The sequence below is a fragment of the Ruegeria sp. HKCCE4148 genome, assembly GCF_017872495.1.
Taxonomy (GTDB): domain Bacteria; phylum Pseudomonadota; class Alphaproteobacteria; order Rhodobacterales; family Rhodobacteraceae; genus Ruegeria.
The window spans coordinates 68771-93780 of sequence record NZ_JAEDOS010000005.1; the positions used below are offsets into that span (position 1 = coordinate 68771).

The 25010-nt window shown below is 56.0% G+C and carries 27 protein-coding genes; 8 read left to right on the forward strand and 19 right to left on the reverse strand.

The annotated features are described in order from the left end of the window. Positions 1-83: 83 nt before the first annotated feature. Together I9187_RS15135 and I9187_RS15140 are read left to right on the forward strand one after the other, a co-directional pair. Complete coding sequence (locus tag I9187_RS15135) at positions 84-1004, forward strand: sulfite exporter TauE/SafE family protein (RefSeq protein WP_171179188.1); 921 nt, start codon at positions 84-86, stop codon at positions 1002-1004. Positions 1005-1006: 2 nt separating this feature from the next. Next, positions 1007-1774, forward strand: a complete 768-nt coding sequence (locus tag I9187_RS15140) for a TIGR02186 family protein (RefSeq protein ID WP_171179185.1) — start codon at positions 1007-1009, stop codon at positions 1772-1774. A gap of 3 nt (positions 1775-1777) precedes the next feature. Here I9187_RS15140 and I9187_RS15145 read toward each other — a convergent pair whose 3' ends face one another. The 6 genes from I9187_RS15145 to I9187_RS15170 all read right to left on the reverse strand — a co-directional run bounded on the left by I9187_RS15145 (position 1778) and on the right by I9187_RS15170 (position 8690). Continuing rightward, the gene (locus I9187_RS15145; RefSeq protein ID WP_171238488.1) at positions 1778-2506 is read right to left on the reverse strand and encodes an SDR family oxidoreductase; all 729 of its coding nucleotides are present in this window, start codon (positions 2504-2506) and stop codon (positions 1778-1780) included. Beyond that, positions 2503-4035, reverse strand: coding sequence for an AAA family ATPase (locus I9187_RS15150; protein ID WP_209940235.1), 1533 nt, complete (start codon positions 4033-4035; stop codon positions 2503-2505). The genes I9187_RS15145 and I9187_RS15150 overlap by 4 nt, the downstream gene beginning before the upstream one ends. 60 nt (positions 4036-4095) lie before the next feature. Next, positions 4096-4734, reverse strand: a complete 639-nt coding sequence (locus I9187_RS15155; RefSeq protein WP_209940236.1) for an acyl-homoserine-lactone synthase — start codon at positions 4732-4734, stop codon at positions 4096-4098. A gap of 83 nt (positions 4735-4817) precedes the next feature. Continuing rightward, a complete protein-coding gene (locus tag I9187_RS15160) occupies positions 4818-5537 on the reverse strand; it encodes a LuxR family transcriptional regulator (RefSeq protein ID WP_171234934.1) in 720 nt (239 codons plus the stop codon). 367 nt (positions 5538-5904) lie between these two features. Next, entirely contained in the window at positions 5905-7188 is a 1284-nt protein-coding gene (gene ccrA, locus I9187_RS15165; RefSeq protein ID WP_171179175.1) for a crotonyl-CoA carboxylase/reductase, read from the reverse strand. A gap of 137 nt (positions 7189-7325) precedes the next feature. Further along, positions 7326-8690 carry a 1-acyl-sn-glycerol-3-phosphate acyltransferase gene (locus I9187_RS15170; RefSeq protein ID WP_171179167.1) on the reverse strand — a complete coding sequence of 455 codons (1365 nt, stop codon included), beginning with the start codon at positions 8688-8690 and terminating at the stop codon, positions 7326-7328. Between the two features lie 143 nt (positions 8691-8833). Here I9187_RS15170 and I9187_RS15175 point away from each other — a divergent pair, with 143 nt between their 5' ends. From I9187_RS15175 to deoD, 3 genes are all read left to right on the forward strand, one after another. After that, positions 8834-10801: a protein meaA gene (locus tag I9187_RS15175; protein WP_171238490.1), complete on the forward strand. Its 1968-nt coding sequence runs from the start codon at positions 8834-8836 to the stop codon at positions 10799-10801. Between the two features lie 124 nt (positions 10802-10925). Then, on the forward strand, positions 10926-11243 hold the full coding sequence (locus I9187_RS15180; protein ID WP_171179162.1) for an H-NS histone family protein: 318 nt from the start codon (positions 10926-10928) through the stop codon (positions 11241-11243). A gap of 18 nt (positions 11244-11261) precedes the next feature. Further along, on the forward strand, positions 11262-11972 hold the full coding sequence (deoD, locus tag I9187_RS15185; protein WP_171179160.1) for a purine-nucleoside phosphorylase: 711 nt from the start codon (positions 11262-11264) through the stop codon (positions 11970-11972). 33 nt (positions 11973-12005) lie between these two features. On the opposite strand, the gene I9187_RS15190 is transcribed toward deoD, so the two are convergent. From I9187_RS15190 to I9187_RS15245, 12 genes are all read right to left on the reverse strand, one after another. After that, positions 12006-12869: a DUF1989 domain-containing protein gene (locus tag I9187_RS15190; RefSeq protein WP_209509638.1), complete on the reverse strand. Its 864-nt coding sequence runs from the start codon at positions 12867-12869 to the stop codon at positions 12006-12008. Between the two features lie 288 nt (positions 12870-13157). Then, positions 13158-13298 carry a hypothetical protein gene (locus I9187_RS15195; RefSeq protein ID WP_171179156.1) on the reverse strand — a complete coding sequence of 47 codons (141 nt, stop codon included), beginning with the start codon at positions 13296-13298 and terminating at the stop codon, positions 13158-13160. A gap of 121 nt (positions 13299-13419) precedes the next feature. Further along, entirely contained in the window at positions 13420-14199 is a 780-nt protein-coding gene (locus I9187_RS15200; protein WP_152456842.1) for a succinate dehydrogenase iron-sulfur subunit, read from the reverse strand. Between the two features lie 31 nt (positions 14200-14230). Beyond that, positions 14231-14857 (reverse strand): sulfotransferase, encoded by a 627-nt coding sequence (locus I9187_RS15205; RefSeq protein ID WP_171179154.1) that lies wholly within the window; start codon positions 14855-14857, stop codon positions 14231-14233. Between the two features lie 95 nt (positions 14858-14952). After that, on the reverse strand, positions 14953-16758 hold the full coding sequence (gene sdhA, locus I9187_RS15210) for a succinate dehydrogenase flavoprotein subunit (RefSeq protein ID WP_171238492.1): 1806 nt from the start codon (positions 16756-16758) through the stop codon (positions 14953-14955). A gap of 18 nt (positions 16759-16776) precedes the next feature. After that, positions 16777-17148 carry a succinate dehydrogenase, hydrophobic membrane anchor protein gene (sdhD, locus tag I9187_RS15215; protein ID WP_050604070.1) on the reverse strand — a complete coding sequence of 124 codons (372 nt, stop codon included), beginning with the start codon at positions 17146-17148 and terminating at the stop codon, positions 16777-16779. Between the two features lie 13 nt (positions 17149-17161). Continuing rightward, positions 17162-17548, reverse strand: a complete 387-nt coding sequence (gene sdhC / locus I9187_RS15220; protein WP_170346368.1) for a succinate dehydrogenase, cytochrome b556 subunit — start codon at positions 17546-17548, stop codon at positions 17162-17164. Positions 17549-17763: 215 nt separating this feature from the next. Further along, a complete protein-coding gene (locus tag I9187_RS15225; protein ID WP_171179150.1) occupies positions 17764-18426 on the reverse strand; it encodes a DUF1194 domain-containing protein in 663 nt (220 codons plus the stop codon). A gap of 45 nt (positions 18427-18471) precedes the next feature. Further along, positions 18472-19509 (reverse strand): MaoC family dehydratase, encoded by a 1038-nt coding sequence (locus I9187_RS15230; protein WP_209940237.1) that lies wholly within the window; start codon positions 19507-19509, stop codon positions 18472-18474. Further along, positions 19509-19715 carry a DUF1737 domain-containing protein gene (locus I9187_RS15235; RefSeq protein WP_171179146.1) on the reverse strand — a complete coding sequence of 69 codons (207 nt, stop codon included), beginning with the start codon at positions 19713-19715 and terminating at the stop codon, positions 19509-19511. The genes I9187_RS15230 and I9187_RS15235 overlap by 1 nt, the downstream gene beginning before the upstream one ends. Before the next feature lie 11 nt (positions 19716-19726). Next, positions 19727-20281 (reverse strand): NnrU family protein, encoded by a 555-nt coding sequence (locus tag I9187_RS15240; RefSeq protein WP_171179144.1) that lies wholly within the window; start codon positions 20279-20281, stop codon positions 19727-19729. A 6-nt stretch (positions 20282-20287) separates the two neighbouring features. Beyond that, entirely contained in the window at positions 20288-21145 is an 858-nt protein-coding gene (locus I9187_RS15245) for a CoA ester lyase (protein ID WP_171179142.1), read from the reverse strand. A 170-nt stretch (positions 21146-21315) separates the two neighbouring features. Between I9187_RS15245 and I9187_RS15250 the strand changes: the two genes are divergently transcribed. Next, the gene (locus tag I9187_RS15250) at positions 21316-21621 is read left to right on the forward strand and encodes a hypothetical protein (RefSeq protein ID WP_171179140.1); all 306 of its coding nucleotides are present in this window, start codon (positions 21316-21318) and stop codon (positions 21619-21621) included. Here I9187_RS15250 and I9187_RS15255 read toward each other — a convergent pair whose 3' ends face one another. Then, the gene (locus I9187_RS15255) at positions 21622-22377 is read right to left on the reverse strand and encodes a sulfite exporter TauE/SafE family protein (RefSeq protein WP_171179137.1); all 756 of its coding nucleotides are present in this window, start codon (positions 22375-22377) and stop codon (positions 21622-21624) included. A 161-nt stretch (positions 22378-22538) separates the two neighbouring features. Here I9187_RS15255 and mdh point away from each other — a divergent pair, with 161 nt between their 5' ends. Together mdh and sucC are read left to right on the forward strand one after the other, a co-directional pair. Then, positions 22539-23501: a malate dehydrogenase gene (gene mdh, locus I9187_RS15260; protein ID WP_171093679.1), complete on the forward strand. Its 963-nt coding sequence runs from the start codon at positions 22539-22541 to the stop codon at positions 23499-23501. A gap of 308 nt (positions 23502-23809) precedes the next feature. Then, positions 23810-25003, forward strand: coding sequence for an ADP-forming succinate--CoA ligase subunit beta (gene sucC / locus I9187_RS15265; RefSeq protein WP_171179135.1), 1194 nt, complete (start codon positions 23810-23812; stop codon positions 25001-25003). Positions 25004-25010 lie beyond the last annotated feature (7 nt).

The following is a 25010-nucleotide window of genomic DNA, read 5'->3' on the forward strand; positions in this document are numbered from 1 at the left end:
CTACATGCAACAGACTGCATCAATGGCTTATCATTTGGCCGCATGCGGCAGCGCGGAAACGCAAAATACAAAGTGACGGTAATATGTACATCTACCTGCCCATAGCCGAAGTATCGGTGAACGCATTCCTCCTGCTTGGTTTGGGCGGAATGGTTGGCGTCTTGTCCGGAATGTTCGGGGTCGGTGGGGGCTTTCTTATGACGCCGCTGCTGTTCTTCATTGGCATTCCGCCAGCTGTCGCTGTTGCGACCGAAGCCAATCAGATTGTGGCATCGTCCTTTTCCGGTGTACTGGCGCATTTCCGACGAAAAACCGTGGACCTCAGGATGGGAACTGTGTTGCTGATCGGAGGTCTTATAGGCGCTGCTTTGGGTGTGGTTGTTTTCAACTATCTCAAGAGTCTGGGTCAGGTCGATCTGCTGGTTAAGCTGTGTTACGTGGTTTTCCTTGGCGTCATCGGTAGCCTGATGTTCGTGGAAAGTCTAAGGGCCCTGCGCAAGGCCAAAATGGGTGGGGCCGCCCCCGCCAAACGCCGTCAGCGGGGCTGGATCCACGCCCTGCCCTTCAAGATGCGGTTTCGCACATCAGGCCTTTATATTTCGGTCATTCCACCCGTTCTAGTTGGGCTTTTCGTCGGCATTTTGTCTGCAATCATGGGTGTTGGCGGTGGCTTTATCATGGTGCCCGCCATGATTTATCTGCTGGGTATGCCAACAAAGGTTGTTGTTGGCACATCGCTGTTTCAAATCATCTTCGTGACAGCCTTTACCACGATGCTTCACGCCACAACCAACTACACTGTCGACGTCGTTCTGGCAGTACTGCTGCTTGTTGGCGGTGTGATCGGCGCGCAGATCGGTACTGTTATTGGCGCGCGCATGCCAGCGGAACAATTGCGCGTTTTGCTGGCAGCTTTGGTTCTGGCAGTTTGCGGCAAGCTGGCGCTTGATCTGCTTCTGGAGCCTGCCGAGCTTTATTCGCTCGGAACAGGTGGAGGACACTGAAGATGCTGCGTTCACTTATTGCCGCATTTTGTCTGTTCTGCCTGCCGGTGTCCGCAGCGGAAGAACAAGTTGTCCTGGGTCTTAGCCAGGATCGCGTTGCAATCACGGCGACCTTTGACGGCTCCGAGATTCTCATTTTCGGGGCCATCAAACGGGAAACCCCGATTCCGTCCGGCCCATCGGTCGAGGTCATCGTTGCTGTCGCCGGCCCATCCGAACCTGTCACCGTGCGCCGTAAGGATCGAAAGCTGGGGATTTGGGTGAACACCGACAGCGTCCTCGTCGATCTTGCGCCCAGTTTCTACGCTGTCGCAACCAGCGGACCATTAAACGAGATTCTGAGCGACACCGATGACCTGCGCTATCGTGTATCGATCGAGCGTGCGATCCGCTCTGTTGGTGCCGCAATGCATATCCGCGGAGCGCAGGATTTTGCAGATGCAGTGGTTCGCATCCGCGAGGAAGAAAAGCTGTATTCCATCCGCGAAGACACGGTGGCTGTAGACGAACAAACTCTGTTCCGCACGTCAATCGACATGCCTGCAGACCTGACAGAGGGGGACTATGTCGCCCGTATCTTCCTGACGCGCGGTGGAGAGGTAGTTTCGCACTACGAAACAACCATTAATGTCCGCAAAGTCGGCCTGGAACGGTTTCTGTACAACATGTCGCGCCAGCAACCTGTCTGGTATGGCTTGATGTCGCTGGTTATTGCGATTGCGGCAGGCTGGGGTGCATCGACGGCTTTCCGTTTGCTGCGCGAAAAGTAACCTTCATCCCCTGCCGATGTAAGGCATGGTCGTGGCCATGACGGTCATGAACTGAACGTTCGCCTCGGGCGGCAAGGTTGCCATATGCAGAACGGACCGTGCTGCGTCCTCAACAGCCATAGTCGGGTCAGGCGTGTCCCCTGCCGCCTGCGCGGCGTCGACAAGACCCTGAACCATCTGTGTGCGGGCGTTCCCAATGTCGATCTGGCCACAGGCAATTCCAAAGGACCGCCCGTCCAGAGACAGGCTTCGGGTCAGTCCGGTAATTGCGTGTTTTGTCGCTGAATAGTGCACAGAGTTCGGACGCGGAACATGGGCGGCAATGGAGCCGTTATTGATGATCCGTCCACCCTGAGGGTCCTGATGCCGCATGATGCCAAAGGCTTCGCGTGCGCACAGGAACATACCGTTCAGGTTGACGTTGACGCTTTGGTACCAATCTTCAAGCGCGATCTCGTCAATCGTGCCACCCGGAGCAAAGATTCCTGCGTTGTTGAACAAGACGTCCAGACGCCCAACCTTGTTCGCGAACTTGCGGAACACGGTCTTCACAGCTTCAGGATCGGTGACATCAGCAGGCAACGAAACTGCGTTGGCATGTTTCTGTGCCAGGGCATTCAACTTGTCCGCACTGCGTGCCAGCATGCCAACCGTCCACCCTTGGGCCAGAAACAATTCGGCGGTGGCCAGACCAATGCCAGAGCTTGCGCCTGTCACGATTATGGATGTCATGTCTCTTCCGCCTCCAATGTCAGCGACGCCGCAGGTACAGCCCGCAAGTCATCCACCCGCAGCGGGTATGTTGGCTTTGATAAACGGTTGCGAACCACCCAAATCAACCGCTCTTGCGCCCGAGTGATCGCCACATAGGCCAAACGTTTCCACAAGGGTTGTCCGGCCTCGGTCCGACCCATTCGGGCCGCAGCGTAGATGTCAGGCGCAAAAACTTGAACCGTATCCCATTGCGAGCCCTGCGCCTTGTGGATCGTAACCGCCGCACCGTGCAGGAACGTTGCGCCCATACGCGCGGCAAAAGGAATGAATGGCTCTTCCTCGTTCGGTTTTTCGATTTGTACAATCGACGCAGCGCTGACCTGAGGGTCTTCGGCCCCCATAACGTGCAATCGCGAAAACCCCGGTTTTCGCCCCGGCCCCAGATAAACAACCTGAGCCCCCTTGATCAGCCCGCGCGCCTCAAGATCCAACCGTTTCTTGCGATGTTTCAAAGGCAGTTCGATCCCGTCGCAAATTAGCGGTTCCCCCTCCAACAGCTCGGTCTCTGGTGCGCCATGGACGTTCCTGAACGCCTGAATAAGTCGAATGCGTGTTGCGTTGCGCCAAACCAAAACCGGGCTGCGCGCCATCAGGTCGACCTCGACCCGCTGGCCCCAGACCACCCTGTCGTCACGGCGGGCTGTCTCTTCGACCAAACGCTCGAAGTCCTCAAACCCCATTTCGGGGTCTGCCAGAGCATGGGCCAGATCGAGAATCGGGTTGTCCGCATCCTGCCTGTGAACCCGTTGAAGCGTCAGCTTCCGGGGCTCGGGCAAGGCTTCAAAAACCATGCTGCCCGACTGGTTCACCGGTGCCAGCTGCGCCGGATCACCGAATAACAGAAGGGTTGGAAAAATCTCTTTCAGATCCTCGAATTGACGATCATCCAGCATCGACGCTTCGTCGACAAATCCGATGTCCAAAGGTTCGTCGCGTCGCTTCCACCCAGTGATGAAATCTGATCCCCTCAAACCGGCTGCGGCCAATGCCCCGGGCATGGACTTGTTGTTTTCGTAAAACGCCGCAGCCCGATCCAGGGCTTCTTCTGTCAGTCCTTCAATCTCGGGGCGTTCATCGTTGCCCGCCAGCCATTCAGCGATGCGCTCGTATTCCGGGTCGTACACCGGCGTGTAGAGAATGCGGTGAATTGTCGTGGCAGGCACACCACGCAGGCGCAGAACGCTTGCGGCCTTGTTGGTGGGGGCCAGGATGGCCAAGCTGCGCTTGACCCTTGACTTGCGACTTTCATAGTCGCCGGACACGATCTGCACTCCGGTCTCTGCCAGCGCTTTATAAAGTTCAGCCAACAGCAGGGTTTTACCCGAACCAGCCTTGCCGATCACGGCCATTACACCGGATTTTCCTGCCCCCGGCAGCTTAACAAGGGCATCATCTTCAAGATCGACACCTGCTGATCGCAGCATCTCGGCGATGCTGTCAAATGCGGCGGCCTGATCATCCGAGAAGGTTACATTTTGCAAAGACATGGCGCGACCCTACAGGGCCGCGCCGACCATCACCAGATGCGGAATGGCGATTTCAGCCGCTCAGGCGGACAGTGCAAATCGGTGCTGCTTTTTGGGCCCAAAAGCCGTGTTGAACCAAAGGCGTGACAGTTCGCGTGGGATGCCCGCGCGCTCCGCCACGCGGTTGCAGTCATCTGCAGAGTAAGGCCACAACCCGACCGAGATCTGATCCCGCCCGCTGCCCTGGGTGCCCAGAACCTCGGGCGATGAGCCGATCAGGCGAAAGATACGGATCATACGCGCATCAAACACACCGGCGATGTGTGTCAGGCCAAAACCCTCCATCATTTCACCCCCGCTCAGCATAATGGCCCCAGCCGTATGCGGGCCTGCGTCGCGTGACAGGCAAAACCGTGTAACTTCCCAGATCAGCGGGCTGCAAATGGGTTTGCCACCGTTAAGATGCCCAAACACCTCGTTGATCATCACCCGACCCGTTGTCGGCAACACCCGCATCGACCCGCCATGACGGCCGTCCGGCTCTTCCCAGATGACATAGAGCGGGTTGAGCGCATCATACTCATCCCGCTCTTCACCTTGTTCGTTGACGTGGACATCCCACCCCAGCCGGGTTTTGAACTGATCCGCTCGATCCTTGAACATCCCCTCTGCCAGAGTTGGAAATCTGTGCAACTCATCGGCATATAAATAACGCAACATGACTTGTTCCCCTTGTCGTCCTGTGCAGGAACGAAAGGGGTACAGAGTTGTGGTTAATATTACGTGTGGGGTGCGCGCTGGCCTTAAACCACTATTAAGCCTCGGCTAAGTGCGGTTGCGATTGCATGAGTTGTGTTATGAGCGCCCAACTTGGATCGGGCGCTTTCGATATAAACCCGCAGCGTATGCTCTGATATCGACAGAGAATGCGCCACTTGAGCCCTGCTGTATCCCAAAGCCAAAAGGGTGATCGCGTCAATTTCCCGTGGAGACAGATTACGCTTGGAATCCGGCTGCCTGTCCTCTTCGAACTCAAGCGCTTTGCGATTGATAAAATGCGCAACAAGGATCAAGTCTCGCCCGAAGGTGGAAATAAAGCGCTGCCAGGTCCGATCATCGCAACTGTGGTTTACTGTGAATAGGGCAAACTGCCCGTTCGGGCCCCGGATCGGAATGGAATAGCCCTGATTGCCAACACCGTGGTTTCTGGCATCTTCAAGAAAGGACTTTGCAATCCTGCTCGACCAGTCCAGAGATTTCCAGTCAACCGGATGAAATCTTTGGAAACACCCAAGAATAACCGGATCAATACGATGGTAATTCTTGTCCCGATAGCGTTCGTCCCAAGCATCTGAATATGTGGTGTAACCGTACTGATCGCCAGCACCATCGACCCAGTGATAGGTCAGATGTTCGACCTGAAGAATACCACGTAATTGCTCTGCAACATTGCTGAGCTCTTCAAGCGTGTTGGTGTTTTCCAAATCCTGAAGGATTTGACCCAATTCGACTTCTGTTCCCATCCGCGGGCGCTCGTGCCTCGTTCTTCAGGGACGCGATCTCGGCCGCCGCGATCAGCCTTGTGTCATCCAGCTGCTCGGCAAGCGCGCTCAACCCGTTCGCAACGGCGAAAGCATTGAGGTCCGACAATACGTCCAATATCCACTCATTCTGCGCCATTAGGGTCTCTCTGAAACAGTTAACGAAGCGTTAACACAACCATAACATGTATGATCTTTTTCGACCTATTCACCGGTTTCTACTCCCCAAAAATGGCGGGGGACGAAAATGTAAGTGTTTGAAAGTCCGAAAGGCTTTGTCAAAACGCAAAACACCCGCGAACCGGCAAGGCGATTCGCGGGCGTTTTTTGTCTACAACCCAAATGGGGGTCAGCCTGCGTCAAGAACCTCTTCAAGGGTGCGCAGGCCAGTGCGGGGCGCTTGAACAAGGACAGACATGTTCCCCGGCTTATGTTCGTTCCGGAGCATCTTCATGTGCGCCTCTGGCAGATCGTTCCAGGTGAACACCTCCGACATGCAGGGATCCAGGCGACGTTCAACCATCAGCTTGTTTGCAGCAGCCGCTTGTTTGAGGTGCGCAAAGTGCGATCCTTGCAGGCGCTTTTGATGCATCCACATGTAGCGCACATCAAAGGTACAGTTGAAACCTGTTGTACCGGCGCAGATCACGACCATACCACCTTTTTTGACAACAAAGGTCGAGACCGGGAACGTGCTTTCACCGGGGTGTTCAAACACCATATCCACGTTGTTGCCCTTGCCGGTGATGTCCCAAATCGCCTTGCCGAACTTGCGGGCTTCTTTGAACCATTCGGCATATTCCGGCGTGTTTACCGTGGGCAATTGGCCCCAGCAGTTGAAGTCTTTACGGTTCAGCACGCCTTTGGCACCTAATCCCATAACGAAATCGCGCTTGCTTTCGTCCGAGATTACACCAATCGCATTCGCACCGGCCGTGTTGATCAACTGGATCGCATAGGAACCCAGACCGCCGGACGCGCCCCATACCAGAACGTTCTGGCCCGGCTTCAGATCATGCGGCTCGTGGCCAAACAGCATCCTATAAGCGGTCGCCAACGTCAGTGTGTAGCACGCAGCTTCTTCCCAGGTCAGGTGCTTGGGGCGCGGCATAAGTTGTTGTGCCTGAACGCGGGTGAACTGGCTGAAAGAGCCGTCTGGTGTCTCATAACCCCAAATCCGTTGGCTGGTCGAGTACATCGGATCGCCGCCGTTGCACTCTTCATCATCGCCATCGTCCTGGTTGCAGTGGATGACAACTTCGTCGCCGACTTTCCAGCGCTTCACCTTATCGCCAACGGCCCAGACAATGCCTGACGCATCCGAACCGGCAATGTGATAGGGGGCTTTGTGGCCATCAAACGGGCTGATTGGCTGACCCAGGGCGGCCCAGACACCGTTATAGTTTACGCCAGCTGCCATCACCAGAACCAGCACCTCGTTGCTGTCCAGTTCGGGTACGTCGACCACTTCTTGTTGCATTGCAGTGTTCGGCTCGCCGTGGCGTTCCTTGCGGATGGCCCAAGCATACATTTGCTTGGGGACAAATCCCATCGGAGGGATCTCACCCATTTCATAGAGGTCCTTTTCGGGTGCCTCGTACGACGCGATACCGCTTTCGGTGTCCAAAGCCATGCTGGCCTCCTATTCTCAATATCATTGCCGCAACGCAGAATCGCGTGCTTCACAGACTGTGAATATTGACCACTGAGTAATAATGCAACCGTTTTTGGTTCATATTTGTAATTTTATGACCCAGCAGATGCAGAAAGTTATTTCGCAAGCGCAGTATTCTCAGAATCCCTGTGGTTTGGGGCTGAGGCTGCATAGTACTCCAGCAAATCCTCTCTTTGACCTGAAAGGGCCAGATTGTCCCCCTGGCGGCTTAAGATCCTGCGCTCGACCAACTGATTCAGGGCATTTTCAACCGCCGCTTCGTCTTGGTCTGACGCATGGCCGTCTTCGGCCAGCATAGAAAGTATTTGGGAACGAACGACCTTTTCAGATGAAGAACCTTTCTGTTGCAACAACAGGCACGCCGCAGGGGCCGGAACCAGCGGGATCGCTTGCCCGATGCGTTGCATCAATTCCCGGGCCAGATCCGTCATGACATCGTCATCATTCACGACGCGAAATTCCTTTAGCGAAATGGGCACCCCATATCGCACAGAGGCAACGCCAAACCGCTTGTACCGCCCGATCAAGCGCCGCCAGATCTGCTTGAGGATCCAGCGCGAGATTACGCCAATCCGAGCGCGAAACCGACGCTCAGACCCCAAAGCCGCGCGAGTCAGGATGGTATCTTCAAGCACTCGATCATAATTCAACGCCACAGGAACGAATACGACGTCGCGGCCTTCAGGCGAAGTTCCGTCCATAATGTATTTCAGCAAACCCAGTTTTGGGCGACCCAGTGCGCCAGTCAGGCTTAAACCGCCTTCCGGGAACATGGCTTGCGTCACACCCGCTTCGGTCGCGTGGCGCACATAGCAGGACAACACCTGCCTATAGAGCTCACTGCCTGATTTGCGTCGAATGAAGTACGCCCCCATTGCGCGGATCAAACGGCTTAGCGGCCAAACGCGCGCCCATTCTCCGACAGCATAAGACAAGGCCGACTGCTGTGCCGCCAGATAGGTCACCAGCACATAGTCCATATTGCTGCGATGGTTCATCACAAAAACCACGGTCGCATCCGGGTCGATGTTCTTGATCGCAGCCTCGTCCTTGTACCCGAGTCGGACCTCGTAAAACGTATTGCTCAGCAGACGGGCGAGCCGAATGGCAAAGCTGAAATAGGCAAAGGCAGAAAACGACGGGACAATCTCGCGCGCGTAGCGGCGCGCTTTTTCAAAGGCGACTGCCTCGGGAATGCCTTCGTCCTGCGCGTGTTGTTGAACCGCCTGCCCGACCTGAGGGTCGTAAATCAGCCGCTGGATCATGTCATGACGCCGCGCCAGCTTGAACGGTTGAATGGGACGTTGAAGCCTTTGATTCAGGCGCGAAACGGCGCGTTCCAATCTACGGCGAAAAAACCATCGCACTGAAGGAAACAGAAAATGCGAAGCAAAAGTGACCATGGCAAAGACCACGATCAGCAGGAAAAGCCAAAGCGGAAGTTCCACGGTTTGCGTCATGGCGGCACATTGCCACCAATCGCAACTGCCCACAATCTGAACAATTGAAGGATGCCGCAACGCAGCGAATTGACATATCCCGAAAATTGCGCTTTAGAACCTCAAGACGTAATTTTATTGCCCACTGAAACACGAGGCCCCCTATGACGCAGACGCAGAAAGATCGCCCTTGGCTCATCCGAACCTATGCCGGTCATTCCACGGCCAAAGCCTCGAACGCACTTTATCGGGGGAACCTGGCGAAAGGGCAAACCGGCCTGTCCGTGGCTTTCGATCTGCCCACGCAAACGGGCTATGACAGCGACCACACATTGGCACGCGGTGAAGTCGGCAAAGTGGGCGTTCCCGTTTGTCATCTGGGCGACATGCGGGTTCTGTTCGACCAGATCCCGCTTGAGCAGATGAACACCTCGATGACGATCAACGCCACTGCCCCATGGTTATTGGCGCTGTATATCGCTGTCGCGGAAGAGCAAGGCGCAGATGTGTCGAAATTGCAGGGCACGGTGCAAAATGACCTGATCAAGGAATATCTGAGCCGCGGCACCTATGTTTGCCCGCCCAAACCGTCGCTTAAGATGATCGCGGACGTGGCCGAGTATTGCTATACCAACGTTCCCAAGTGGAACCCGATGAATGTGTGTTCGTACCACCTGCAGGAAGCGGGCGCGACACCAGAACAGGAACTGGCCTATGCGTTGGCCACCGCCATCGCGGTGTTGGATGAATTGCGCCCGCGCGTTCCGGCAGAGGATTTCCCAGCCCTGTGTGGCCGTATTTCGTTTTTCGTGAACGCGGGCATCCGCTTTGTCACCGAAATGTGCAAGATGCGCGCATTTGTCGATCTTTGGGATGAGATTCTGCAACAACGCTATGGTGTCGAGAATCCGAAATTCCGCCGATTCCGCTATGGGGTGCAGGTTAACTCGTTGGGTCTGACCGAACAACAGCCTGAAAACAACGTCTATCGCATCCTGATCGAAATGCTGGCCGTGACGCTGTCGAAAAACGCGCGTGCGCGTGCGGTGCAATTGCCTGCCTGGAACGAGGCGCTTGGGCTGCCGCGCCCCTGGGATCAGCAATGGTCGATGCGGATGCAGCAAATCCTGGCCTATGAGACCGACCTGCTGGAATTCGACGACCTGTTCGATGGCAACCCCGCCGTCGATGCCAAGGTCGAAGAGTTGAAGACAGGCGCGCGGGCCGAGTTGGCGAACCTTGATTCGATGGGTGGCGCGGTGGCCTCGATTGAGTACATGAAATCCCGCCTGGTGGACTCAAACGCAGATCGGCTGAACCGTATTGAACGAAACGAAACCGTCGTTGTTGGTGTGAACAAATGGATCGAAGGTGAAGCTTCACCTTTGCAGACCGAAGATGGCGGCATCATGGTTGTCGATCCGGCGGTGGAACAGGAACAGATCGACCGCCTGAACTCCTGGCGCGCTGAACGGGACGACTCGGCTGTTGCAAATGCCCTGGCCGCGTTGCGGGAGGCCGCGAAAACCGGAGCAAACGTGATGGAGCCGTCCATTGCCGCCGCCAAGGCGGGCGTCACCACAGGCGAATGGGCGGAAGAGATGCGCAAAGTCTACGGTACTTATCGTGGCCCAACCGGTGTTTCAGGCTCGGTTTCGAACAAAACCGAAGGGTTGGACGATCTGCGCGCTGCGGTCGACGCGGTCAGTGACAAACTGGGCCGTCGTCTCAAGTTCCTGGTTGGCAAACCGGGATTGGATGGCCATTCCAACGGCGCTGAACAGATCGCCTTCCGCGCCCGTGATTGCGGCATGGACATCAGCTATGAAGGCATCCGCCTAACCCCAGAGGAAATCGTGGAAGCTGCGCGCGCAGACGACGCGCATGTGATCGGCCTGTCCATCCTATCCGGCAGCCACCTGCCACTGGTCGAAGATGTATTGGCGCGTCTGCAAAAAGAAGGGCTGTCCCATATTCCAGTTGTGGTCGGCGGGATTATTCCCGATGAAGATGCCGAAAAATTGAAAGCCATGGGGGTGGCCAAGGTTTACACCCCTAAAAACTTTGAATTGAACGCAATTATGGGCGATATCGTTGTTTTGGCAGACCCCAAAACACTTGCTGCAGAATAACTGAGCCTTTTCTTTCTTTTTTCCCCGTTTCTGTCCTTTAAATCTTTGGGATGGAATAATCCTGTTTTTGGAAATACGGTGCGCGCCAATACGCACCGTATTCTAATTCAATCGGAGAAGACTGATGGGGATCAATCTCGAACAAATGTCGCGAAAAGAGCTGTTGGCTTTACGTGACGATATAGACAAAGCGCTTGTAAGCGCCGAAAAACGCGAGCGGAGTGCGGCTTTGAAGGCTGCTGAAAAAGCAGCGGCAGAGTTTGGTTTTTCGCTGTCTGAATTGTCCAGCGACGCGCCTCGTGGCGGAAAAGCGCCTAAAACGAAAGCGAAATATCGCAATCCGTCGAACCCGGACCAGACGTGGTCAGGTCGTGGGCGCAAACCCCAATGGGTGCATGACGCCTTAAATGCGGGATCCGATATTTCTGAATTGGAAATTTGATCAGGGTAAGTTGAACAAATGACCATTCACATTGGTGCCGAAAAAGGCGAAATCGCAGAAACCGTTCTTTTGCCCGGAGACCCTTATCGGGCAAAATGGGCTGCAGAGACTTTTTTGACCGATGTAAAACAGGTCAATGACGTTCGGGGAATGCTTGGTTTTACCGGCAATTGGAAAGGACATCCTGTAACGATTCAGGGCAGCGGCATGGGGATGCCCTCTCTTTCCATTTACGTCAATGAATTGATCCGTGATTACGGTGCAAAAACTCTAATCCGTATCGGTTCATGTGGCGGCATGCAGGACAGTGTGAAACTGCGCGACGTTATTCTGGCGATGACATCTACCACGCTCAGCACTCCGTCGCGCGGCATCATGAAAGAGTTGAACTTTGCCCCCTGTGCTGATTGGGGGTTGTTGCATTCTGCGGCAGCGGCAGCAGCGGCAAAGGGGACGCCAACGCATGTTGGTGGAATCTACTCGTCCGATGTCTTTTATGACGAGCGCCCGGACCTGAACGAACAGATGGTGCGTCACGGCATTCTGGGCGTCGAGATGGAAGCCGCAGAACTGTACATCTTGGCGGCACGCCACAAGTGCAGGGCTTTGGCTGTACTCACTGTTTCCGATCACCTTTTGACCGGAGAAGCTCTGCCGTCGTCTGAGCGCGAGCGGAGCTTTGGTGACATGGTGGAAATCGCCCTTCAGGCGGCTTTCCCGAACACCTGACAAATGGCAGGCACCACCAGGTGCCTGTCGGATTTATCGCCCATGCGTGCGATCATAACCATTGCGCGCCGGGCTTTCCCAACCTTTCAAATCACCTTCAGCGGGTGCGAATGTTTCGACCAGCAGCGGGAAACAGGCCGCCGTGTCCGAGGAATGCTCGGACGAACAATACCCGCCTGGGCAGGCGCTCAGATTGCCAAGCAGATCAATTTCGGCAAAGAATTCAAGATAATCACCGGGGCGCACAGGTGAGGCCTTCATAAAATATTGACCCGTATCGCGGGTAAACCCGGTGCACATAAAGACATTCAGCACGTCATGCACTGCAAGTTCAGCTTCGGTCAGCGGAAGATCCAAATGATCCGCAAGCGCGCGGGTCAGGTTTGAATGGCAGCAGTGGTGGTATTGCGTACCCGACAACAGGTTGCCCGTATACGGATCACACCGCGTACCAATAACGTCATGGACCGACCCGCCAAAGACGTCGATTCCGTACCATTCCAGTGTGTCTTCAATGATCGTGGCCATAGGGCGCAGATGGGGAAAACTGGACCACATCTGTTCTCCGGTGGTCAGATGCGTTCCATGCAAGGCGCGGGTTTTACCTGAATAGAACCGTTCGGACAGGTCATTGCGGTTCCATATGTTCAAATCACCGACCTGTGGGCCTTCGACGGACGTAATTCGAAAGAAATGCCCTGCCGGCACCTCAAAACAGCGCGCATCGCGCGGGGGAACCAGAACCTCGCCGGTTTTGATTGCGCCTTGGCGCAGGGTTCGCATCCACGACACATCAGGTCGCGGTAATGTGTCGTTCGGGTAGCAGATTACGGGGGCCAGCGCGCGACGCGCCTCAGCATCTTCGGGAACGGGGACAGGGCGTTCAGAACGTGTCATGCGATGCAGACTGGCGCATAACTCTGCCTGCGAAAAGCAGATAATTAGTTGTCGCGCGCCCTCGAACACCGCAAAGGCTGTTCCTGAGAAGTGATTTCAGCGCCGCAGAAGCTACACCGCCAGACACCATGGCTTTTGTCTTGGCGCCACCGACAATTACGCGTCAGCGTAGAATGACGGGCGCGCCAGACAAAATAGCCTAATACACCGGCCGCCAACAGAAGCAGAAGAACAGGCATTGCCTTGCTTTGCCGATTAGCAGTCGTAGTTCAAGTCTTACGGCCCGTATCAGGCTGCGTTTGCGTATTCGAACAACTCAGGTTCTTTGTCAGCTTTCACGGGTTCTGGCACGTAATACGCCCATGCCTGCTCAAGCAGTTCCAACGCTTCTTGGGCGTCGGTTTTTTGTTTGGAAGTGTCTTTGCTCATTGGAGTGATCCTGGCTTAATCTCATCACTCCTCCCTGCCCAAAAAATAAGGCAACGCAGCCAAGGCCGCATCGCCTAATTTTGCAAGTTGGGCATGCGTTTATCGCAAAACGCAGTGGCGCTTAAACAGCGCGTTCGACCATCATCTTTTTGATTTCAGCAATCGCCTTGGCCGGGTTCAGACCTTTGGGGCAGGTCTTGGCGCAATTCATGATGGTGTGACAGCGATACAGCTTGAACGGATCTTCCAGCTCATCCAGACGTTCGCCTGTGGCCTCATCGCGGCTGTCGATAATCCAGCGATACGCATGCAGCAACGCGGCGGGGCCAAGATACCGGTCACCGTTCCACCAATAGCTGGGGCACGAGGTTGAGCAGCTGGCGCACATCACGCATTCATAGAGACCATCCAGTTTCTTGCGGTCCTCAATCGACTGCTTCCATTCCTTCGCGGGACGGTTGGTCTTGGTTTCCAGCCAAGGCATGATCGAAGCATGCTGCGCATAGAAATGGGTCAGATCAGGGATCAGGTCCTTGACCACCGGCATATGCGGCAGCGGATAAATTTTCACGTCGCCCTTGATCTCGTCCATGCCGTAAATGCAGGCCAACGTGTTGATCCCGTCGATATTCATCGCACAAGAGCCACAGATGCCTTCGCGGCAAGACCGGCGGAAGGTCAACGTTGGGTCGATCTCGTTCTTGATCTTGATCAGCGCGTCCAGAACCATCGGGCCGCATGTATCCATGTCGACGAAATAGGTATCAACACGCGGGTTCTGACCGTCATCGGGGTTCCAGCGATAGATCTGGAACTTGCGCACATTGGTGGCACCGTCCGGCTTGGGCCAGGTCTTGCCGGTGGTAATCCGGGAATTCTTGGGCAGGGTCAGTTGAACCATGTCAATTCTCCATTCAGCACAAGGCCGCCTTTCAGCCTGTCCGGGCGCGATCAGACGCCCCTCGATTATAATGCCCCCAGTGGGCAATGTTCACGTCGAAATCCGGCGAGAGCCAGTCCGCAACTCGTTGTGGGTCATCTTTGTCGATATCATAGCGCAGGAAGCGAGGATTTCCGTCGAAATAGGTTTCGACCTCGGTGTGGTGCACATCGTACATATGCGCCCAACCCTGTTTCACCTCATTAGCTGTCTGTCCGTTGGCCTTGCAGCATCGCTCCAGATAGCCACCACCGGAATGGCTGGCCCTTGAGTTGATCCAATCCTCGCGATTGCGCGTGTTCAGCAAAAAGTATGCGCTTGGATAAGCCGCGTGCAGCTCGCGAAAGAAACGCGAACCGTCCAGCATGAAGCGCGAATTGACAAAGGCAATGTCGGTGAAGGCCCTTACCGCGCCGAACCCATCCAAGGGCCTGCGCCCCATGGCAATATTGGTCATCATGCGATGCGCAAGGTTTTGGCCTTGCTCATCTTCCCAATGCACGGATGGGATTCCGCTGTTATGGAACAGCTTGTGAAACGAGGTCGTCGCACAGCGATTCAACCCGATCAGGATTATCTTTGGATCGCTTGACCCCGACTTCAAAACTTCGACCGTCATGACAAGCACCACGCACGCGCCATCCGCAGGCTGATTGCCTGCATCAGGATCACGGGTATTTGGCGCTTGTGCGTCATTGCCTGCTTTCCCTGCCCTTAGAACGTCCGCGCTTTGGGCGCGATTTTCTGAAGGCTGATACCGCCCTGTTCCTCGGTCGTCAGCGGATCAACGATGACCGGGCGATAGCTCAGCTCAACTGCGTTGCCCTCAACGCGGCTGACCGTATGCACGCGCCAGTTTTCATCGTCACGCTCGCTGAAATCCTCATGCGCGTGGGCGCCACGGGATTCCTTACGCGCCTCAGCACCGACGATGGTCGCCAGCGCGTTGGGCATAAGGTTTGTCAGTTCCAAAGTTTCCATCAGATCACTGTTCCAGACCAACGAACGGTCTGTGACTTTCAGATCGTCCATTTTGGCAGCAATCGCGGTCATCTTTTCGACGCCTTCAGCCATTGTTTTGGCCGTACGGAACACGGCTGCATCCGCCTGCATGGTTTTCTGCATCTCAAGCCGCAAGTCCGCGGTCGCGACCGAACCGTTGGCGTTGCGGACCGCATCGAACCGATCAAAGGCTTTGTCGACCGACGCCTGATTTAGAACCGGGTTCGGCGCTTCGGCATCAACGACTTTACCAGCGCGGATCGCGGCCGCGCGGCCAAACACCACGAGGTCGATCAGCGAGTTAGATCCCAGTCGGTTCGCACCATGGACCGAGGCACAACCCGCTTCACCCACAGCCATCAAGCCAGGAACGACGGCCGTCGGGTCGTCGGCGGTGGGGTTCAGAACCTCACCCCAATAGTTGGTCGGAATACCACCCATGTTGTAGTGAACAGTCGGCAGAACCGGGATTGGTTCCTTGGTTACGTCGACACCCGCAAAGATCTTTGCGCTTTCCGAGATACCCGGCAAACGCTCGGCCAAAGCTTCGGCAGGCAGGTGCGACAGGTTCAGGTGGATGTGATCCCCTTCCGCACCGACACCCCGACCTTCACGGATCTCCATTGTCATCGAGCGCGAGACATAGTCACGCGGCGCGAGGTCTTTGTACTGGGGCGCATAACGCTCCATAAACCGCTCGCCTTCCGAGTTTGTCAGATAGCCACCCTCGCCGCGCGCACCTTCGGTGATCAGACAGCCCGAGCCGTAGATGCCGGTCGGGTGGAACTGCACGAACTCCATATCCTGCAGGGCCAGACCTGCGCGGGCCACCATACCGCCACCGTCACCGGTACAGGTATGGGCCGAAGTCGCGCTGAAATATGCCCGGCCATAGCCGCCTGTCGCCAGAACAACCATCTTGGCGTTGAAGACATGCATCGTGCCGTCGTCCAGCTTCCAGCAGACGACACCCTGACATTGCCCATCCTCGGACATGATCAGGTCGATGGCGAAATATTCGATGTAGAACTCGGCGTTGTTTTTCAGCGATTGACCATACAGCGTGTGCAGGATCGCATGACCGGTCCGGTCGGCGGCAGCACAGGTGCGCTGTACAGCGGGGCCTTCGCCAAACTCAGTCGTATGACCACCGAATGGGCGCTGATAGATCTTGCCTTCTTCGGTGCGGCTGAAGGGCACGCCGTAATGCTCCAATTCGTACACGGCTTTGGGCGCTTCGCGCGCGAGGTACTCCATCGCGTCGGTGTCACCCAACCAGTCCGACCCTTTGACCGTGTCATACATGTGCCACTGCCAGTGATCCGGGCCCATATTCGACAAGGACGCCGCGATACCACCCTGAGCCGCCACTGTGTGCGAACGGGTTGGGAAAACCTTTGTTACACACGCGGTGCGCAATCCCTGTTCCGCCATGCCCAAGGTCGCCCGCAGACCGGCCCCACCGGCACCGACAACGACCACGTCATAGTCATGCGTTTCGTATTCGTATGCAGCCATTTCTTTCAGCTCCGGGAGTTAAAGGGCAATGCGCGCGATGGCGAAAATGCCAGCCGCTGCCGCGCCATAAGACAGGCAAGTCACCAGAATAATCAGGACCTTTTCGAGCGTGCCGTGAACGTAGTCCTCAAGCATCACCTGCGCACCGTCTGCGAAGTGCTTGAAGCCAACTGCCAGCGTCAACGCTGCAACAATCGCGGGGAAGGGACGTGAATAGTAGTCCAGAACCACATCAAACGGCTGACCCAGAACCGGGCCAAATGTAAAAACAAACAAAGGCACAAGGATCAGCAACGCCACCGAGCTGACTTTCATCGCCCAGAAATGGGCTGTGCCGGATTTTGCCGAGCCAAGGCCAGCGGCGCGTTTGCGGTCGGTCAGATAACGCATGTCAGGCCTCCAATCACGCGACGATGACAAGGGTCAGAAGGGTCAACACAACCGATCCGATGACGACGGCCCAACCCAGCTTGGTCGCTGTGGGAAGGTCCAAGCCAACCGCGTTGTCCCAGATCAGATGCCGCACGCCCGCCAGCGTGTGATACCACAGGCCCCAAACGGACAAAGCCATAACCAGATCCCCAAGCACCGAGGTAATCACGCCATTCGCCACGGCGAACGCCTCGGGCGAGGTTGCTGCGGCCAGAAACCACCAAACAATCAACAACGCCGCCAGTAGGAGTGCGTTACCAGTGATGCGTGTCAGGATGGAAGTGACCGACGTCAGCTGAGGACGATAGATCGACAGATGCGGCGAAAGTGGGCGGTTGCCCCGATTTACATCGGCCATGGCGGCTCCTTTTCGGTTGGCTACCGAACGTTTTACTGTTTTTTGCGACACTGTCACGTGCTGCGGTTGCAAAAAACAGCAAATTCACGTCAAATCAGTTGATATTCCCCATATGTGATCACACAAAATAATGTTGTGATCACATATTATATTCCTCATTATCAATGTTAGCGTTTTCAAAGGCAAACGGATGTGATCACGAATCTTTTGTCATGTCACTTCAGCTCTGCGGTTTGCTGCGTCACTTCGCGCAGCAGTTTTCTGCGAATTCGTTCCGGATAGTCCGCGAACCCTGCTGCCGAAACGACAAAAGCACCCTCACCCACGATGACATTCTCAAAGAAATAGGCCGTCAGATCCGGTTCGCTTTCCTCTATGGCCAAGGCATTGACCACAACGCCTCGATCTCGCAAGGCCGCGTGAACTTGCGTCGGCTCGACCCCTTCATTGGATACCCCGTCACCTGACAAATCGATCAGATGCCGGGCGCAGTGGGAAACCGGCTCGAATGAATCGAGCGTTGTTTGAAGCGCTTCCCCAATCGCGGTTGAAAAATTCCGCCAGATACGCGGATCAGCAGAAACTTGATCCGCAAACCGATCCAAAGCTGCGAAACTGTCGATACGGGTCCAAGGGATCGTTATCTGCTGACGCGACGACCCCGTCCATTGTACCAGCATCAACTGTGCCTGCCCCTGCACCAAAGCTTCGGATACAATCGGGTCGCGCAGTCCGGTAGCTAGCCCGTCCATCTGGATCCGATATTCGCTGCTATCGACCGAGCCGGACACATCCACAGCCAAGGCCAAAGCCAGATCACAGGCCTGAGCCGCCGGGGCCAGGCAGACGCCGGCCGATATCGCGCGCAGAAAGTGCATGGTGCAAACCTAGCACGGCTAACACGCAAGTGGTTCACATAACCGTCAGAACTCTTTTTGCGGCATAAGCGCCCAATAATCGAGATCCAGAAGAACATCGGGCAAATACCGTCCCTCGTCGTTCTTCAATGCAAACGGAGCGCCCCCTTTGGTTGCCACCAATCGCAGCCGAATCGCACCCACGCCTGGTACGCCGGTTTCCGCTTTGTCCAGAACTTCGGACCACGCCTTGATGGTATCTCCTGCAAAACAAGGGTTTGCATGTGCGCCGCCGTTCAGGCCAACGATCATCTGCGCATTTGCCAAGCCATTGAACGACAGGGTCCGCGCCATCGAAATAACATGACCTCCATAGATCAGCCTGCCTTCGGGCCGGAACGTCAGGTCGAAATGCACTTTGGCCGTGTTTTGCCACAGGCGTGTGGCCAGCATGTGCTCTGCCTCTTCCACGGTGACACCGTCCACATGGTCGATGGTCTCACCGATGTCGTAGTCGCCCCAGCGGTGCGGCTCACCCGCCAAAGCAAAATTGTAATTCGAGAAATCAAGACCCTCGGGCACGATTAGATCCTGCGGATCAAGAACCTTTTTCAACTCGGGAACAACTGTTTCGGGCGCCGGCACGTCGACATTTGCTTTGCGCACCATAACCCAACGAACATATTCCAGCACAACCTCGTCCAACTGGTTCAGCCCGCGTGTGCGCACCCATACGACGCCAGTTTTTCCGTTGGAGTTCTGCTTGACCCCGATCACCTCGGACACAGAGCGCAGGGTATCTCCAGCGTACACAGGTTTCAGCCAGCGGCCCTCGGCGTAGCCAAGATTGGCAACCGCGTTCAACGAAACATCCGGCACGGTTTTGCCGAAAACCAGATGGAAGGCGACCAGATCATCAATCGGGCTCTCCGGCAAACCACAATCCCGGGCAAATTCGTCCGACGAATACAGGGCATGACGCGCAGGATAGAGCGCGTGATACAAGCCGCGCTCTCCCTCGGTCACTGTACGCGGTACCGCATGTTGCAGCACCTGCCCGACGGAATAATCCTCGAAAAAACGTCCCGGATTTGTTTTTGCCATTACTGCTGTCCCAGTTTCATTTCAGGGGAATAGTCCGCCTCGACCTCTTTGGTCACGGCCTGCGCACAACGCATAACGTTGTTTGCTATGTCGAAGGCATAGGACGGGTCGCCATACAGCTCCCACCCTTTGGCCAGCGCGTCAGACACTTTGTGGCAGAAGGCCGATGTGTCTTCCTCGGTCAACAAACGATAGAGTTTTGCCATCTATCAGGTCCCTATGAGCCGAAAGGAGACGGACCGACCAGCCCATGGATATAACCGATAATCCCCAGCAGCACGATTGAAGCCACAAAGAACATCGCGTCTTTGCCGTAAGTGCCAGGCTCAGCCGGTGTCCATTCGGGCTCGGACTTGTTGATCACGATCACTTCGACCACGGCCCAGGCCAGAAGTCCACCAAACAGGATGATCGACACCAAATCGCCGTTCACCAGCAAATGCGCAAAGGCCCACAGCTTGAAACCGCCCAGCATCGGATGACGCAGCTTGTTCAACAACCGTCCCTTTGTACCGGCAGGACTCATCATGTAGATCGCGATCAGCACCAACAGGTTGTTGACGTGGATCAGGAATGTCGGCGGCGCCCAGACAAAGATGAAATCGGTCATACGATAGCCGAAGACCATCAGCAGGATCGACGCGACCAGGGCCAAAGCGACGGCGCCTTTACCCCCGTCGCCCATCGCGGCTCGACGTTCAGGTGCGACGCGTTTGAACAGATGTGCCGCCCACCACAGCGCCACGCCAAGGATCAGAAGAACAAAGCCCATGCTGGCTTACCCCGCTTGCAAAGCTGAAATTGCCTCTGCTTTTGCCAGAATTTCGCGGGCTGTTGCAACGTGCAGGTTCTCAACAATTTTGCCATCGACGACAGCAACACCCTGCCCTTGCGCTTCAACTTCTTCAAACGCCGTGATCTGGCGTCGGGCCAGATCGATCTCGGCGTCAGACGGCGCATAGGCGGCATTTGTGATCTCGACCTGTGCGGGGTGGATCAGTGTTTTGCCATCAAAACCCATGTCACGACCCTGCGCGCATTCTGCGGCCAGACCTTCGCCATCCTTGAACGCGTTATAAACGCCATCAACGATGATCAGACCTTCGGCCTTGGCAGCCAGCAGGCACAGGCCCAGCGAGGTCATAAGTGGCAGACGGTCAGGGCGAAAACGAGTTTGCAGTTCCTTCGCCAGATCATTGGTGCCCATCACGAACCCGGCCATCAGGGGATGGGCTGCGATTTCAGGCGCGTTGAGCATCCCGCGCGGCGTTTCCATCATGGCCCAGATCGGCATATCTCCGGTAATTGCAGCCAGAGCATCGACGTCGGCTGCCGAGTTTACTTTGGGCAGAAGGACAACGTCGGCATCCATGCCGCGCACCGCCTCTGCATCAGCACGACCCCATTCGGTGTCCAACCCGTTGATCCGCACGATCTTGACCCGCGCGCCATAACCACCAGCCGCCAAAGCCGCCTTGAGCGTTTCGCGTGCATTTTCCTTCTCGTCCGCCGCGACCGCATCTTCCAGATCAAAGATAATCGCATCCACAGGCAGAGTGCGGGCCTTGTCCAGTGCCCGGTCTCTCGAACCCGGGATGTAAAGAACCGAACGATAGGGGCGCTGACGAGGATCCATGGACCACTCCCATTGAAATAAAGTTGCGCGGAATGGGGCATTTTTTGCCGGAAAGTTCAAGAAGAAATTTGCCGCAGCGCAGCAAAAGCGACGCAACGTGCTTTGCCTTAACCGAATTTCGTCGCCTCCGCCCCAGCCTGAGCAACAGATGGAATCGAAAGGGCTACGGGATGGAAAAGACACTGCTTAAGATGACAATGGGTCTGGGGATCATGGTTCTGGCGGCACAGCAGGTGCAGGCTCAGGGCCAGAATTGTGCGCCGCGAGAGGATGTACTGAAGCGATTGCATGAAATCTATGGCGAAGAACGCAGGGGCTTTGGGCTGGCCCGGCAAGGCGCGGTTATGGAGCTCTTCGCTTCGGGCGAAAGCGGCAGTTGGACGATCACGGTGACCTTGCCAAACGGAATCACGTGCTTGGTGGCCTCCGGTCAGGCCTATGAGGAAGTCGCGGACGCCCTGCCGCCGAACGCCTGATTACGTAAGCGCGTCCCAGATCAGTTTGCTGCCCGTCAAGGTCAGCAACACGTAGGCAATTCCAAAGAAAAGGCGCTCAGACATCATGAAATGCGCTCGAACGCCAAGCCACGCGCCTAGAATGGCAAAGGGTGTCAACAACATGTCGGCCAGCGCCGTGTGCCATGTGAACAAACCCAAAAACGCGTAAGGCACAAACTTTGTGATGTTGATAACCCAAAAAACCAGCACAGTGCTGGCCTGAAACTCGGTCTTCGACAGTTTTTGGGACAACAGGTATACCGCGGCGGGCGGACCTCCTGCATGACTGACAAAACTGGTGAAACCGGCGACCAATCCGGCAAAAAGCCCGGCCGACGGTGGCAGGCGATTGGCAAATCCACGCACCCAGCCTCTGGTCTGTGCAATGTGCCAAATAACGAAACCGACCGAAATGCCACCGATCAGTAGTCGCAACAGATCATTATCCGTTGCCTTATACAGCCAAGCACCCAGCGCGACGCCCGGTACTGCGCCCAAAATCAGCAGGCGGGAATCCGGCCAACTCCACCGCTTCCAATAGGGGCCCAGCGTGGCCACGTCGATCACCATCAGGATCGGCAGCATCAGAGCCAGGGCCTGCCCGGGTTCCAGGATCAGCGCCAGAATCGACGAAGACGCAAAGGCCACACCCGAGCCGAAACCTCCCTTTGATATGCCCGCAAAAACCACCGCAGGGATCGCCACTGCAAAAAACATCAGGTTTAATTCGAACATGCGCCGGTTCCGGTTTTGGCTTGTCTCAAAGGCCCTTTAGCGCAACCACACCGGGCTCTGCAAACGGTATGCGGTTGTATGCCACGTCGCAGAACCCTTGCCTATTGCCGTTTTAGCGACTAGCACGACCGCGATTTCAAAACCGACCGGAGATATTCCAAATGGCCAGACCCAAGATTGCGCTGATCGGCGCGGGGAACATCGGCGGCACGCTTGCGCATCTTGCAGCTGTCAAAGAACTGGGTGACGTAGTCCTGTTTGACATCGCTGACGGGCTGCCGCAGGGCAAGGCGCTCGACATCGCAGAATCCGGCCCATCCGAAGGCTTTGACGCCTCGATGAAGGGCACAAGCGACTATGCCGATATTGCTGGCGCGGATGTGTGCATCGTGACCGCTGGTGTGGCCCGCAAGCCAGGCATGAGCCGCGATGACCTGCTGGGCATCAACCTGAAAGTCATGAAGTCGGTCGGTGAAGGCATCGCCGCTCACGCACCCGATGCCTTCGTGATCTGCATCACCAACCCGCTGGACGCAATGGTTTGGGCGCTGCGCGAATTCTCGGGCCTGCCGCACAACAAGGTTTGCGGCATGGCAGGCGTATTGGACTCGGCGCGCTTTGCGCATTTCTTATCGGAAGAATTCAATGTTTCGATGCGCGACGTCACCGCTTTCGTTCTGGGTGGTCACGGCGACACCATGGTGCCTTCGGTGCGCTATTCGACCGTAGCCGGTATACCACTGCCCGATCTGGTTGAGATGGGTTGGACCACGCAAGAGAAGCTGGACGCCATCGTTCAGCGCACCCGTGACGGTGGTGCCGAAATCGTTGGCCTGCTGAAAACAGGTTCCGCTTATTACGCGCCTGCCACTTCGGCAATCGAAATGGCCGAAGCTTATCTGAAAGACCAAAAACGCGTTCTGCCTTGCGCTGCCTACTGCAGTGGTGAGTTGGGTGTTGACGGTCTGTACGTTGGCGTCCCGACCGTAATCGGTGCAGGTGGCGTAGAACGTATCGTCGACATCAAACTGAACGAAGACGAACAAGCCGGTTTCGACAACTCGGTCAACGCCGTTAAGGGCCTGATCGACGCTTGCAAAGGCATCGACAGCTCGCTGGCTTAAACCAGCACAAATTCTCAGGCTAAAAGCCGGCCCATTTCTGGGCCGGTTTTCTTTTGCCCAGATCAATCAGGGTCGCGAATGTTGGCGCAAACGTCGCAAATCCTTTTTTTTGAATGTGATTTCCGGTGCCTGCACTGTATTTTCGAATCAATCGATCACGCGGCAAATTTTGTGATCACACCCTAAAAAGCCGTGATCACAAATGGCGAAAATCTTCACTAAAATCCTCTTTGCCGTCAAAAAACCCTTTAAACTTGCCCGCTAGACACCCCTATAACGGTTAAACGCAGTCAGACGGGACAATTTCGATGAACATTCACGAATATCAGGCCAAGGCTCTTCTTCGCAGCTATGGCGCTCCGGTTTCCGATGGTCGCGCCGTGCTGCGCGCCGAAGAAGCCAAAACCGCAGCCGGTGAACTGGACGGCCCCCTGTGGGTGGTCAAGGCGCAGATCCACGCAGGCGGGCGCGGCAAAGGCTCTTTCAAAGAGGCCGACGCCGGTGAAAAAGGCGGTGTCCGTCTGACCAAATCGGTTGAGGAAGCGGCTGAGGAAGCCAAGAAGATGCTGGGCCGTACTCTGGTCACACATCAGACCGGCCCCGCAGGCAAGCAAGTCAACCGCATCTACATCGAAGCTGGTTCGGGCATCGAACGTGAACTGTACCTAGCCCTTCTGGTAGACCGCCAGACCAGCCGCATTTCGTTTGTCTGCTCGACCGAAGGCGGCATGGACATCGAAGAAGTCGCCGCTGCGACGCCCGAGAAAATCCTGTCATTCTCGGTCGACCCGGCCACCGGATACCAACCTTATCACGGCCGCCGCATCGCCTTCTCGTTGGGTCTGGAAGGCGCACAGGTCAAGCAATGCGTCAAACTGATGAACCAGCTCTACAACGCCTTCGTCGAGAAGGACATGGAAATGCTGGAGATCAACCCGCTGATCGTTTCGGACAGCGGCGACCTGAAAGTGCTGGATGCCAAGGTCGGTTTCGACGGCAACGCGGTCTACCGCCACCCCGACATCGCCGAGTTGCGCGACACGACCGAGGAAGACCCCAAGGAGCTGGAAGCCAGCAAATATGACCTGAACTACATCGCGCTGGACGGTGAGATCGGCTGTATGGTGAACGGCGCGGGTCTGGCGATGGCCACCATGGACATCATCAAGCTCTATGGTGCAGAGCCTGCAAACTTCCTCGACGTGGGCGGCGGTGCAACCAAAGAGAAAGTCACCGAGGCGTTCAAGATCATCACCTCGGACGAGAACGTCAAAGGCATTCTGGTCAACATCTTCGGCGGCATCATGCGCTGTGATGTGATTGCTGAGGGCGTTGTCGCCGCGGTGAAAGAGGTCGGCCTGCAGGTTCCGCTGGTCGTGCGTCTGGAAGGCACGAATGTCGAAAAAGGCAAAGAGATCATCAACACCTCTGGCCTCGACGTGATCGCGGCAGACAACCTGAAAGACGGCGCCGAGAAGATCGTGAAAGCGGTTAAGGGATAGTAAGTCT